Genomic DNA, 13,048 nt, shown 5'->3' on the forward strand with positions numbered 1-13,048 from the left:
GATTCTGCGTCTGCTCGCGAGTTATTGGCCGCCGATTCCGGCCGGAAGCGGCGGCACGCCGGGCAGGTGCCCCTCGGAGAAGAATTCGCCGGAGCGCTCCAGCAGGTCCTCAACCGCCCAGCGCCGGTCACCGACCGAAAGGTGAGCGACGGTCTGGGGCTGGCTCTTCAAATCGATGTCGCCACCGTAGATGGTGAACAGCTGACCCGACACGTGCGCGGCGGCGGGACTGGCGAGCCATACCACCAGCGGGCTGACGTTCTCCGGTGCCCTATCGTCGAACGCACCCTCCTGCACCTGCCCGTAGTTCGCAAACGAACTCGTCGTCATCCGGGTACGGGCGCGCGGGGAGATGGCGTTGACGGTCACCCCGATCCGTTCGAGCTCGCGGGCCATCGCCGCGGTCATGCCGACGATGCCCGCCTTCGCGGTCGCGTAGTTCACCTGTCCGACCAGGCCCAGGTAGCCGGATTCGCTGCTGGTGTTGACGATTCGACCGTAGACCTCCTTGCCGGCCTTCGCCCGGGCCCGCCAATGGGCCGCGGCGAAGCGCGACGGCGCGAAGTGGCCCTTGAGGTGAACATTGATCACCGAGTCCCAGTCGTCCTCGGTCAAGTTGAAGCTCATCTTGTCGCGCAGGATGCCGGCATTGTTCACCAAAATGTCCAGGGATCCGAATGTCTCGACGGCTTGTGCAACAAGGCCTTCCGCGGCCGCCCAGTCGGCGCAACTGTCGAGGTTGGCGACCGCGCGGCCGCCCAGCTTCTCGATCTCCGCCACGACGAGCTCGGCCGGAGTGGAGTCGGCGCCCGATCCGTCGCCGCCCACTCCCGGGTCGTTGACCACGACGAATGCGCCTTCGGAAGCCAGGCCGAGGGCGTGCGCGCGACCCAATCCTCGCGCCGCACCGGTGACGATCGCCACCCTGCCATCGAGTAAACCCACTGCGAATTCTCCTATCTAACCGTCAAATTCCGATGAGGTCGGCCAGTCGCTCCCGATGAAAGTCCGAGCCGCCCAGGAACGCTGCGTGTTCTTGGCGCGCTTCAGGTAGAGGTGCGCCGAATGCTCCCAGGTGAACCCGATGCCGCCATGAATCTGATGTGTTCTCCGCAGGTATACAGATACGTGTCAGCGCAGAGCTGTCGGGTCTGATCCATATATTCAACGGCGAACGAGTCAACCCGGGCGTGTTGGCTTCGACGGCGGACCGGACGGCCTCGACGATCACCACATCCGGCACGGCGCTACCTCCGAATTATTAGATAATGATTTAACTATATCATGCATGATAGACGTGATGCCCCGAACCTCCTACTCCGGAAGGCAGCAGACAGACCGATGGCCACCTGGTACGACGAGTTTCCCAGCCTACGTTTTGAGCGACCCGCGGACGACGGGGTGCTCCACATTGTGCTCGCGGCCCCAGGCCTGAATTCGGTTGGGCCACAGATGCACCGAGACCTCGCCGACGTGTGGCCGGCCGTCGAGCGTGACGAGACCGTTCGCGCGGTGCTGGTGCGGGGCGAGGGCAAGGCGTTCTCGTCGGGGGGCAATTTCGACCTGCTCGACGAGATGATCAACGACTATGCGAGCCGCATCCGGATTATGCGCGAGGCCCGCGACATCGTGTTGAACCTGGTCAACTTCAGCAAGCCGGTCATTTCGGCGGTGCTCGGGCCGGCCGTCGGGGCCGGTTTGGTAGTTGCGATGCTCGCCGACATCTCGGTGGTGGGGCGCGCCGCCAAGATCATCGACGGACACACCCGACTGGGGGTCGCGGCCGGTGATCACGCCGCGATCTGCTGGCCGCTGTTGGCCGGGATGGCCAAGGCGAAGTACTACCTGCTGACGTGCGAACCGTTACTCGGCGAGGAGGCCGAGCGCATCGGGGTGGTGTCGAAATGCGTTGACGACGCGGACGTAATCACCGAAGCGACCAGGATCGCCGCCGAGCTTGCGGCGGGTGCACAATCGGCGATCCGGTGGACGAAACACAGCCTCAACCACTGGTACCGCCAATTCGCGCCGGCATTCGAGGCGTCCCTCGGGTTGGAGTTCATCGGTTTCGGGGGACCCGAGGTTCGGGAGGGGCTCGCCGCACACCGCGAGAAACGCGCCCCACGCTTTACCGGCATCCCATTCAAGGCGCCGCTGTGACGGCCACTGGTATCACCCATTGGGTTCAGGACGACGTGGGCTGGGTGCGGCTCGACGGCGCCGACCGGCTCAACGCCATCGGCACCAGGACGTACACCGAGATTGCGGAAGCGGTGCGCGAATTCGAAAGGACGCCGTCGGTCGGCGCGGTGCTGCTGCACGGTGCGGGGCGGGTGTTTTCCGCCGGTGCTGATATCGAGGAGATTCGGAGTTTTTCAGGGCGCGGCGACTTCGAATCATTCATCCGCGGCTTCACCGACGCTCTCGACGCCATGGCCAACAGCGAGCTACCCGTGATCGCCGCGGTGCACGGCGCGGCGCTCGGCGGCGGGCTAGAGCTGGCGATGGCATGCGATTTCAGGATCGCGACGCCCGACACCAAACTGGGCCTGCCCGAAGCCAAACTCGGCGTCCTTCCGGGGGCCGGTGGTACGCAACGGCTTCCGCGTCTGGTGCCGCGCGGCGTGGCCCTGGAGATGCTGGCGTTGGGCAACGCCATCACAGGCGAGCGCGGCTACCAACTCGGTCTTGTGAACCGGCTGACCGACGCGGCGACATTGCTGGACACCGCCGCGGAGGTGGCGCGCCAGTTCACGGCCGGCAGTGCCCAGGTGCCCGCGGCCGCTAAGGCGCTGTTGCGCAGCACGCCGCAATTGGGCATTGCCGAGGGCATCGAGCGGGAGCGGGACGTGGTCGCGGACCTGTTCGACACCTCCGATGGACACGAAGGCTTTGCCGCGTTCGTCGAGAAGCGACCTCCAAAGTTTTTAGGACGGTAGACCTATGGATCCACGGTTTCCGCCCGGAGCAGGGGCTTTTCGCACCGAAGTGCGGGCAGTCCTCAGCGAGCACTTGCCCGACGATTGGGCGGGAATTGGCGCGCTCCGAGGCGCTCGAGTTCACCGAACGGTGGCGTGGTGTCCTCGCGTAGCACGGCTATCTCGCACCGGCTGGCCGAAGCAGAACGGCGGTTGGGAGATGTCGAATTTCAGCAGGTTGTCATCGCCGAAGAGTTCGCGAGGGCAGGCGCGCCGACATCCGGGGGGCGGCTCGACTGCTGTTTTTAAACCGATATATAGTTATTCATTTGTAGGACGACAACCTCGACCGAAGGAGCGCCGTGAGTAGTTCTGCAGAGGTCGCCATCATCGGTGTCGGCATTCATCCGTTCGGCCGCTACGAGGACCGTTCGGCGCTGGAAATGGGAACGGTGGCGATCATCCGGGCACTGCGCGACGCCGGGGTCGAGTGGGGCCAGATCCAAAGCCTGTACGCCGGAAGCTTGGAGGTGGCCAACCCAGAAGCGGTGACGGGGCTCGTCGGCATGACCGGCATCCCCGCACGCTCGGCACTCACGGGTTGCGCGACCGGAAATGCCCTGCTCACACTGGCCGCCCACGACGTGGCGATCGGTGAGGCCGAACTGGCCGTCGCCGTTGGGCTGGACAAGCATCCAAGGGGCGCCTTTGGTGCGGACCCGTCGGTGTCGGGGTTGCCGCAATGGTATGGCGACCAGGGCATGTTCCTGACCACGCACTACTTCGGCTACAAGATCATGCGCTACATGCACGACCACGGAATCACCGAGCGCACCCTGGCCAAGATCGCCGAGAAGAATTTCTCCAACGGCGTCCTGGCACCGCACGCGTGGCGCCGCAAGGCGATGAGCGCCGATGCAATCCTGGCGTCGCCGTTGGTCAACGCTCCGCTGCGCCAGTACATGTACTGCAACCCGAACGAGGGCGCTGCCGCGGCGGTGCTGTGCCGCGCCGACGTCGCCAAGAAGTACACCGACACCCCCATCTACCTGCGCGCCAGCCAGATGCGCAGCCGCCGCGAGGGCTCGTTCGAGCTAATGCGCACGTCGATCGAGCTGCCCATTGTTCCGGGCACGACCGCTGAAGCGGCCGCGGCGGCCTACGAAGAAGCCGGTATCGGTCCGGAAGACATCGACGTGGCCCAACTGCAGGACACCGACGCCGGCTCTGAGGCGATTCACATGGCCGAGACCGGCCTGTGCAAGGACGGCGAGCAGGAGCAGATGATCGCCGACGGGGCTACCCAGATCGGCGGCCGCGTCCCGGTCAACACCGATGGCGGCCTGATCGCCAACGGCGAGCCCATCGGCGCGTCCGGCCTGCGGCAGGTCTACGAACTCGTGCAGCAACTGCGCGGTACGGCCGGTGACCGCCAGGTGCCGAACGATCCGACGGTCGCGCTGGCCCAGCTCTACGGCGCGCCCGGCGCCGCCGCGGTGGCCATCTTGAGCCGCTGACCACCGCCCCTCGCCGCATTACACTGCCTCGAAATGCAAGGCTCTCAACGCATCAGGAAGCCGCCGTCGGGAACCAGCGCCTGACCGGTCAGCGCCGCGGCGCGGCGGTGGCGGGGACGCGACAATCGCTCATCGCCTCCCCAGTCGGCGGCGTGGCGGTACTGCCGGGCTCGAGTGCCATGACGAATGCGCTCATCGCCCGGCCCGTGGGTAACCGACCAACCCGTTCGGCGTCAACATCACATCGCACGGCCAACCCGGGTGCTATTAATTGACTAAATATTTAGCTATTCTGTGACCAGAGGTCAGCGGCTTCCCAGGACCGCCGCCTTGGGCGCGGAAAGGTGACCAGTCCTCAGTGCGCACGGTCGATGTAGGGGGGAGCCGATGATCGCGAATCTCTCGGCCGAGGAGAGTCGCGAGCTGGCGCAGTCTGTACGCGCCGCCTGCACCCGGCTCTGCCCAGAAGAACGCCTCCGCGCCGTGGCGTTCAAGGAAACGGGTAGGTACCGCGGCTTCGCTGCCCCGTTGTGGCAGGCACTGTGCGCGCAGGTAGGGGTACTCGCCATCGCGCTGCCCGAAGAGCTCGGTGGCGCCGGCTATGGCACAAGCGCCCTCGGGGTCGTCGCGCACGAGCTGGGGCGTGCGTTGGCCCCGGTGCCGTTCGTCCCGTCGGTGCTGGCCACCGGCTTGATTGTGAATAGCAATCCCGGATTGGCCGCGGAGCAACTTGCCGCACTGGCCGCGGGCGAATGCACTGCTGCCGCGGCGATCTGTGGCGATGGTGGCGGATGGCACCGCAATGCCGTGACGCTGACCGCTCGCCAGCGGGACGCGACCTGGGCGATCGACGGTGAGGTCCGCCATGTTCTGGGCGGCGCGGCGGCCGATGTGCTCCTGGTCGTCGGCAATGTCGACGGCCAACCCGAAATTTTCCTGCTCGACGCGACGAGCGACGGCGTCGCGGTTCGCCTGGAACGCGTGCTCGACGGTACCCGACCGATGGCAACCATCGGTTTCTCGTCGGCACCGGCGGTCCGGCTGAGCGACGGTCCGGCGGACGCCGTCATTGAATGCTGTCTACAACGAACGTTGGCCGTGCTGTCGGCCGAACAGGTGGGAGCATGCGAACGCCTGCTCGAGATCGCGACCGACTACGCGCGCACCCGCCAGCAATTCGGCAGGCCGATCGGCAGCTTCCAGGCGATCAAGCACCGCTGCGCGGACATGCTCGTGGACCTGGAGTTCGCCCGGTCCGCCGCGCAGGCCGCGCTGCAGTCTGCCGACGACGGCGAGCTGAGCTGGCGCGCGAGCATGGCAAAGGCGGTCTGCTCGGAGGCCCTGCGCAGCGCTGCGCACGCCAACCTGCAGATTCATGGCGGCATCGGCTACACCTGGGAGGACTCGGCCCACCTGTATGTCAAGCGGGCCCGCACCGACGAGGTGCTGTTCGGGGCGCCCGGGCATCATTGGGACCGGCTCGCGATCGAGGCGAAGCTGGCGTGATCGCAGCAGACGAACTCGACGCTGTCCGGGTGGAGATCCGCAACTTTTTGGACCATGCTCCCAAGCCGGCGGGGCTGCGCGACTACGGACCGACACCCGCCGTGGCCGACATTGAACCGGGCCGACAATGGCATCGCTACCTGGCCGACCATGGCTACACCTGCCTGCATTGGCCACGTGAGCACGGTGGGGCGGACGCACCGGTCGCTGTGCAAGCCATCTTCGCCGAAGAGTGCACGAACGCAAGTGTCCCCCGCCAGCTCAGCATCGCCGGCCCGGACCTCGTCGGCCCCGTACTGATCCGGTTTGGCAGCGACGAGCAGAAGCGCCGGTATCTGGAGCCGATCCGGCTCGGCGACCACGTGTGGTGCCAGCTGTTCTCCGAACCGGGCGCGGGTTCGGACCTTGCGGGTGTTCGCACCCGTGCCGAAAAGACCGACAGCGGTTGGTGCATCGAGGGCCAGAAGGTATGGAGTTCGGCGGCAGCGTCGGCCGATTACGGAATTCTGTTGGCGCGCACCGGACCGGACCGGTACCGGGGCCTGTCGATGTTCATCATGCCCATGCATATCGACGGCGTGACCACCAGGCCGCTGGAACAGATCGATGGGGAAAGCAAGTTCAACGAAGTCTTCTTCGACGGCGCGCAGTTGCCGCACGACTCACTCATCGGCGAGGTCGGGCAGGGCTGGGAGGTTGCGTTGTTGACGCTCGGTCGGGAGCGGCTGACCCTCGGCTCCCAGGCGGTGGGCATGTTTCGCCGGCACGAGCGGCTGGTGCAAACGGCGCGCGATCGCGGCAGCCTCGATCCTGTGCTGGCGCGGTCGCTGACACGGTTGTGGGCACGGATGTGGTTGATGCGCTACACCTGGCAACGCGCGATCGATTCAGGTGACCTGTCGTCGCCCGCCTATTCCGTGCTCAAACTTATGGCATCGGAGACCGACCGTGATCTAGGCGATCTGGCTACCGACGTCCTGGGACCCGACGCATGCGTCGGCCCGGCCGACAACGAGCTCGTCCATCACATGCTGGTCGGCAGGGCGCAGACGATCCTCGGCGGAACCAGCGAAATCCAGCGCAACATCCTCGGCGAACGGGTGCTCGGTTTGCCGAAAGAGCCCAACTGACAGTGGCTTTGACCGGTTTGGCGCCCTCCTTGGCGCAATCGCTGCGTCCGGGAATGACAATCGCCCTCGGCGACGGTGTCGGGGCACTTCGCGCACTCGAAGACGGCAGCCGCGTCGCGGCGGTGATCAGCGCGGCGGCCCGCGCGGCAGGCCACGTGCGGCTGGTGCTCGGCTGGATGCCGTCTGCCCCGGAAGGACTGGAACCCAACGCTTTCTGCGATGTGGTCGCTTTGATGCCGGGGTGGGGGGTGCGCGAGGTGCTGCGCAGCCCAACGGCGCGCTTCGTCCCGACGAGCCTCGCGGGCATGCCGAAGTTGCTAAGCGGAGCATTGCGGCCCGATCTGTTGATCACCCGGATGGTGCGCCGCGACGGTGGGCTGCGCTTTTCCACCGAGGTGTCCTGGCAACGCCGGCTCATCGACCGCGGTGTTCAAACCTTGGCGGTCCTCGACCGTTCGGGCCCGACGGCAGATGCCGGAAAGCCGTTGGACGAGAACCTGATTCAAGTCGTCGCGGAAGCAGACGACGGGCCCTTGCGCGTTCCCGCCAAGCCGCCCGAGCCGGTCCACGAGGCCTTGGCCGACGCAGTGCTGAGCCTTGTCCCCGAGGGGGCGCGACTGCAATACGGGCCGGGTCCGCTGTGCACCGCGCTGCTGCGCCGCGCGACGACGCCGCTGCGCATCGACACCGGCTTGCTCACCGACGCGGTGGTCGACCTCGATAGCCGCGGGCTGCTGGTCGATACACCCTCGGCCACCTACCTGCTGGGCAGCGACACCCTCTACCGATGGGCCGACGGCCGGCCCATCCTGCGCGGCGTCGACCACACCCACGACATCACCCGGCTCTCACGCGGTGAGCCGTTCATCGCGGTGAACACCGCGATCGAGATCGACCCTTTCGGACAGGTCAACGTCGAGGGCGTCGGAGACAAGACCGTTGGTGGCATCGGTGGCCACCCCGACTACTGCGCCGCGGCGCGGATGAGCCGCGGCGGGCTGTCCATCATCGCGGTCCCGTCGGTCGTCGGCGGGCGCTGTGTGCTGGTCGAGCGCCTGAGCCGTCCGGCATCGACACCGGCGCACGACGTCGATGTGATCGTGACCGAGAACGGCCACGCCGATCTTCGCGGTGCGGACTGGCCGCGACGGCAAAAGCTTATTACCGAATTATTCAGTGGCTGAGGAGGATTGATGGCGGGACCGCCGGACGGCGGGTGGTCTTGGTCGCCGGAGGTTGGCGCGGCATCGGCCGCGCGCATTCCTGGAACTGGCGACGCAACCAGATTGACGCACGCATCGTCAATACGACATCCGGTGCCGGGCTGTGGGGCAACGTCGGTTCAAAGCGCCGACGGCGCCCCCAAGCCGCGATCGCGAATTTGACGATCGTCACCGCGATGGAGATGCGTCGTTATGGCTTGGCCGTGAACGCGATTTCCTGCTGGCCGCGACGCGGATGAGCGCCGAGTTCTTCACGAGTGATCCGCAGAATCTGGCCGCTCTGCCACGCGGACTCCCGCAGCCGTATCAACCGCTGCCCGCGCAATGAGCCTTCAGAACCGTCCGCAGGCGGGCTATTATTTAGATAAATGTTTAATGAATTATCGCGGGCCGATGGATACGCCGGAACGAGAGGAGGCGCCATTTGTCCACGGACGTGAAGGACTACGAGGGCGCGATCGCCGAGTATCGGCGAGACCTGCGCGCTTACCTGCGAGATCTGGACTGGGCTGACGAGTGGAGGTTCGCGTCATTCGACAACACCGAGGATGCGATCGCCTTCGATGCGAAGGTGCTGGGCCGGCTGCACGAGGCCGGCTGGAGCCGCTATGGCTGGCCTCCCGAGGCCGGCGGCCTGGGCGGCAGCGAAATCCATCGGGCCGTGTACTACGAGGAACTGTCGCACGCGATGCTGCGGGTGCCCGAACAGCACCTGACCCTGGAGGTGATCGGGCAGTCCCTGTTGGAGTTCGCTCCCGAGCTGGCCGCGCAGTATCTGCCGCGCTACCTGGCCGGTCTCGAATGGTGGTGCCAGTGCTTCTCGGAACCCGAGTCCGGCAGTGATCTGGCGACCCTGCGGACGCGAGCCGTCGACGACGGTGCCGGCGGCCTGGTGATCAACGGCCAGAAGATCTGGTCCAGCCAGGGCCCGACGGCCACGCGGCTGCTCGTCTTGGCTCGTACCGGCGGTCCCGACAGCCGCCACCGGGGACTGACCATGTTCGTCGTCGACGCCGATAGTCCCGGCGTGACGGTGCGCCCGATCGCCCTGGCCAGCGGTCGCCGCGAGCTGGCCGAGGTCTTCTTCGACGACGTGCGAGTGCCCACGCAGCGGGTGGTCGGCGGCATTGGAAACGGCTGGGCGGTAACGATGTACCTGATGCAGTACGAACGCGGCATGTACGGCCACATCGCGCTGACCAAGGCGTTCACTCAACTCGGCCGATTGCGCGCTGACATGGTCGAGCGCGGTTCCTCGGCCGCCCAACGGGTGCGGTTCGCTCGCACCTACCTCGCCGTGGTCGGGGCATCGGCCCGGTGCGCGCGAACCGTGCAAAGACTGGCCGCACGCGAAGCCGTGGGGCCGGAAAGCAGCGTCGACAAGGTGTTGTTCGCCACCGCCGAACAGGATGTGAACGACCTCATTTTGGATGTGCAGCGCGCGGCCTTCCTCGGCGGCGACGCGGCGGCAAGCCACAGTGAACTCGACGAGGTGAGAGCGGATTGGTGGTACTCACGCGCGGCGACCATCATGGGCGGCACCGCCGAAATCCAGCGGGGCATCGTCGCCGATCGCCTGCTCGGGTTGCCGAAGGAGAGCTGCAAATGACCGACGACTCGTGGCCGATGGTCGAAGAGGCGGTGTTCCGGTTGTTCGAGGAACTGGCCGAGAAAAACGCCGACCAGGTGGCGGTCGGTCCCCGTCTCGCCGAGCTGGGATGGTCGGAGATCGAAGCCGAATACCCCATCGCCGCCTGTGAGCTCATGTTCCGGGCCCAGGGCCGGTCGCTGGCCCAGACCGACTGTCTGGATCGGGTCATGCTCGCCGAGTTGGCGGCCCGCCTCGACGAGCCCGCCGACGGGGTCGTGCTCCCCGACCTTCCGGCCGGCGATGTCCCACAATCCGGCGACGGCGTGATGAAAGGAATAGTCATGGGGCCCGCACGCGGGCTCCTGGTGGTGCCCGTTCCGGGACTGCTGGGCGCCGTTTCCGTGGGTGTCGTCGACGCCGGGCGGCTGGACGCCGTACGCATGGACACCTTCGATCCCTCGGTTTACTGGACGCGCGTGAGCGGACCATTGACGGGCCCACTCGTCGACGCCACAGCCGAGTGGAACCGTGCGATGGCCGCCGCGCACCGCGCGGTGGCCACCGAACTCGTCGCGCTCGCCGACCAGGCGCTCCGAATTGCGGTGCAACATGCGCAGGTTCGCGTCCAGTTCGGAGCACCAATCGGCTCTTTCCAGGCTCCCCGGCACCTGCTGGCGAGCGCATCGGCCAGCCTGGAAGGCGCCCGCGCGTTACTCGCGGCGTCGTGGCGCTACGGCGAGCAGCTGGCGGCGCTGGCCGCCAAGGCGGTCGCGGGTCGTGCCCATCGCCAGGTGTGCGACGCCGCACAGCAAGTGTGTGGCGCAATCGGATTGAGCTCCGAACACGACTTGCACCGCTACGTTGCGCGGGGGTTCCAAATCGACGCGCTGTGCGGGTCCTACCAATACCTCGAGGCCCTCCTGGCAGACCGCCTCTTCGACACGTACGCACCCGGACGCGCGCTACCCACGATCACCTGCTGGGGGGCTACGGATCTAACAACGTAATTGCGTCGCGCGACTGACCAATAGGTCACCTTCATCTGTCATAGCGCCGGTGATATCGCAAATGGAGATCGCCTTATGGTCGGCTCGCGGTACTCATGTAGCTGATGTGTTGCTTTTGGAAGGAACCACCGCCGCCAACTAAGCCTTGTTCGAGCGCGCCAGGAACGCGGCAACCCGATCCTTGAACTCCTCCGTGGTAAAAGAGGTGTACTCGGCGGCGAGCGCATATTCGAGCACCCCCAGCGCGGCACGGGACAGGTGTAGGTTCATCGCCGACTTCGTCGATTGCACGGCCTGTGCGGGCAGCCCGGCCAACCGCTCAGCGAGACCCAGCGCTTCGTCGAGGACCTTGTCGTCCGGCACTACGCGGGTGACGAGGTTGAGGTCCTTGGCGATCGAGGCGGTGATCTTGTCGCCGAAAAGCACGTATTCCTTCGCCTTCATCATCCCGACGAGCAGTGGCAGCATCGCCGCGCCGCCATCACCGGCGGTGAGACCCACGGCGACGTGCGGGTCGGCCAGATAGCTGCTCTCCCCCATCACCAGCAGATCCGACAGCAGTGCAAGCGAGCAGCCCAGACCCACGGCGGCGCCTTTGACCGCCGACACAAGTGGTTTACCGAAGTTGATCACTTCCATGAAAACCATTCGGGCATCGGCAATTTGCCGGGCCCGCGCGTTGGGGTCTTTGATCAGCCGCTGGAACATCACCATGTCGCCGCCGGCCGAGAAGGCCTTGCCGCCCGCCCCGGTGGTAACCACCGCGCGCACATCATCGTCGTTGGCGAGCACCCGCCAAATCCCGGTCAGCGCCTCGTGTACCTGCTCGTCGACGGCGTTGAATGCCTCCGGTCGGTTGATGCTGACGACATGTACGGAGCCCCGCTTTTCCACCAACAGCGACGGCGCGAAGTCCTCGTAGCCGGCCAGCGTCGAGATCTGAGAAGTCGTCATATCTTTATTTTTCCTGTCAATTCTTATCGCTGGAAAGGATGGTGACCGCGGCGACCGCGGTCGGTCCGCCGACGTTGTGTGCTAACCCGATTCGCGCGCCGCCGACCTGATTTTCGGCCTCGCCGCGCAACTGGTTGAACAGTTCATAGCACTGAGCGACGCCGGTAGCCCCCGGCGGGTGGCCCTTCGCCTTCAGGCCGCCGCTCGGATTGACCGGGATAGAACCGCCGACGTAAGTCTCGCATGCCTCGACCAGTTTGTGCGCCTCGAAGCGGTTCGCAAAACCCAGGTCCTCGTAGTTGATCAGCTCCACGCCGGTAAAGCAATCGTGGACCTCGGCGACGTCGATGTCAGCCGGGGTGACACCCGCCATCGCCATCGCCGCCTTGGCGGCCCGCACGGTGGGCGGAAACGTGGTCATATCCTTCTTATGCTGGTGCATAACGCGGTCCATGCCAATCCCGAACCCGCGCACCCACACCGGCCGGGCCGTGTAGCGGTCCACGACGTCCTCGGCGGCCAGGATCAGCGCCGCGGCGCCGTCGCTTTGCGGCGTGCAGTCATACACGCCGAACGGGTCCGCAACCATCGGCGCGGTCATTGCCTGCTCAACGGTAATCTCGTAGCGCAGTTGGGCTTTGGGGTTTTTCAGGGCATGGAAGTGATTCTTGACCGCCACCATAGCCATGTGCTCCCTGGTCGCCGGCGACTCATGCAGGTAGCGAGCGACGTGCAGCGCGAAATTCGCCGGCGCGATCAAACCGAGTGGGTAGTCCCATGCGACATCTCGGGTCAGCGTGCCCCACTCCCAGAACGTGACGTTGGTAGCCGTTTCGCGGACCTTGTCGGCGCCGACCACCAATACCACATCATACAACCCAGACGCCACCGCGATGGCGCCGTTGCGAATGGCATCATTGCCTGTGGCACAGGCATTTTCGACGCGGGTGACCGGGATGTCGGTAAGGTCGAGTGTGTCGGCGAGGATTCCCGAGGGAAAACCGTCGGTCGTGGTCAACTCGCCGAACCAGGCGGCCTGAATGTCGGAGCGGTCGATGCCCTTGTCCACGTGCGCGACCGCTTCGGCGTAGGCCATCGGCAACAGATCCTTGATTCCCAGGCCGAAATGCTCGCCGAAGGGCGTCATACCGGCGCCGACGATCGCGACGTTCCTCATGCAGGAACTCCCTAAGTTTGTTGGT

11 protein-coding genes and 1 pseudogene are annotated in these 13,048 nt (G+C 65.9%); 9 read left to right on the top strand and 3 right to left on the bottom strand.

Features of this window, described 5'->3' with window-relative positions; genetic code table 11:
• Positions 1-21: 21 nt before the first annotated feature.
• Positions 22-945, bottom strand: coding sequence for an SDR family NAD(P)-dependent oxidoreductase (locus N415_RS15485; protein ID WP_068183340.1), 924 nt, complete (start codon positions 943-945; stop codon positions 22-24).
• Between the two features lie 396 nt (positions 946-1,341).
• On the opposite strand from N415_RS15485, the gene N415_RS15490 reads away from it, so the two are divergent.
• The 9 genes and pseudogenes from N415_RS15490 to N415_RS15530 all read left to right on the top strand — a co-directional run bounded on the left by N415_RS15490 (position 1,342) and on the right by N415_RS15530 (position 10,892).
• Complete coding sequence (locus N415_RS15490) at positions 1,342-2,160, top strand: enoyl-CoA hydratase/isomerase family protein (RefSeq protein ID WP_068183342.1); 819 nt, start codon at positions 1,342-1,344, stop codon at positions 2,158-2,160.
• Entirely contained in the window at positions 2,157-2,939 is a 783-nt protein-coding gene (locus N415_RS15495) for an enoyl-CoA hydratase-related protein (RefSeq protein ID WP_161630317.1), read from the top strand. The genes N415_RS15490 and N415_RS15495 overlap by 4 nt, the downstream gene beginning before the upstream one ends.
• A gap of 341 nt (positions 2,940-3,280) precedes the next feature.
• Positions 3,281-4,435, top strand: coding sequence for a thiolase family protein (locus tag N415_RS15500; RefSeq protein WP_068183345.1), 1,155 nt, complete (start codon positions 3,281-3,283; stop codon positions 4,433-4,435).
• A 390-nt stretch (positions 4,436-4,825) separates the two neighbouring features.
• Positions 4,826-5,941, top strand: coding sequence for an acyl-CoA dehydrogenase family protein (locus N415_RS32740; protein WP_239645576.1), 1,116 nt, complete (start codon positions 4,826-4,828; stop codon positions 5,939-5,941).
• The gene (locus N415_RS15510) at positions 5,938-7,071 is read left to right on the top strand and encodes an acyl-CoA dehydrogenase family protein (protein WP_239645568.1); all 1,134 of its coding nucleotides are present in this window, start codon (positions 5,938-5,940) and stop codon (positions 7,069-7,071) included. The genes N415_RS32740 and N415_RS15510 overlap by 4 nt, the downstream gene beginning before the upstream one ends.
• A 53-nt stretch (positions 7,072-7,124) precedes the next feature.
• Entirely contained in the window at positions 7,125-8,255 is a 1,131-nt protein-coding gene (locus N415_RS15515) for an acetyl-CoA hydrolase/transferase C-terminal domain-containing protein (RefSeq protein WP_068183354.1), read from the top strand.
• A gap of 101 nt (positions 8,256-8,356) precedes the next feature.
• Positions 8,357-8,535 (top strand): annotated as a pseudogene (locus tag N415_RS15520) (short-chain dehydrogenase); the annotation flags it as partial.
• A 183-nt stretch (positions 8,536-8,718) separates the two neighbouring features.
• A complete protein-coding gene (locus N415_RS15525; RefSeq protein ID WP_081665280.1) occupies positions 8,719-9,903 on the top strand; it encodes an acyl-CoA dehydrogenase family protein in 1,185 nt (394 codons plus the stop codon).
• Positions 9,900-10,892 carry an acyl-CoA dehydrogenase family protein gene (locus N415_RS15530; protein ID WP_068183360.1) on the top strand — a complete coding sequence of 331 codons (993 nt, stop codon included), beginning with the start codon at positions 9,900-9,902 and terminating at the stop codon, positions 10,890-10,892. The genes N415_RS15525 and N415_RS15530 overlap by 4 nt, the downstream gene beginning before the upstream one ends.
• A 138-nt stretch (positions 10,893-11,030) precedes the next feature.
• On the opposite strand, the gene N415_RS15535 is transcribed toward N415_RS15530, so the two are convergent.
• On the bottom strand, positions 11,031-11,846 hold the full coding sequence (locus N415_RS15535; RefSeq protein WP_068183363.1) for an enoyl-CoA hydratase-related protein: 816 nt from the start codon (positions 11,844-11,846) through the stop codon (positions 11,031-11,033).
• Positions 11,847-11,862: 16 nt separating this feature from the next.
• Positions 11,863-13,023, bottom strand: a complete 1,161-nt coding sequence (locus N415_RS15540; RefSeq protein ID WP_068183366.1) for a thiolase — start codon at positions 13,021-13,023, stop codon at positions 11,863-11,865.
• Positions 13,024-13,048 lie beyond the last annotated feature (25 nt).

Source organism: Mycobacterium sp. UM_CSW (genome assembly GCF_000455205.1).
Classification (GTDB): Bacteria; Actinomycetota; Actinomycetes; order Mycobacteriales; family Mycobacteriaceae; genus Mycobacterium.

Coding starts and splice junctions, on each gene's coding strand:
- N415_RS15490 (WP_068183342.1), top strand. CDS start 1,342: ATGGCCACCTGGTACGACGAGTTTCCCAGCCTACGTTTTGAGCGACCC.
- N415_RS15515 (WP_068183354.1), top strand. CDS start 7,125: ATGACAATCGCCCTCGGCGACGGTGTCGGGGCACTTCGCGCACTCGAA.
- N415_RS15530 (WP_068183360.1), top strand. CDS start 9,900: ATGACCGACGACTCGTGGCCGATGGTCGAAGAGGCGGTGTTCCGGTTG.
- N415_RS15535 (WP_068183363.1), bottom strand. CDS start 11,846: ATGACGACTTCTCAGATCTCGACGCTGGCCGGCTACGAGGACTTCGCG.
- N415_RS15540 (WP_068183366.1), bottom strand. CDS start 13,023: ATGAGGAACGTCGCGATCGTCGGCGCCGGTATGACGCCCTTCGGCGAG.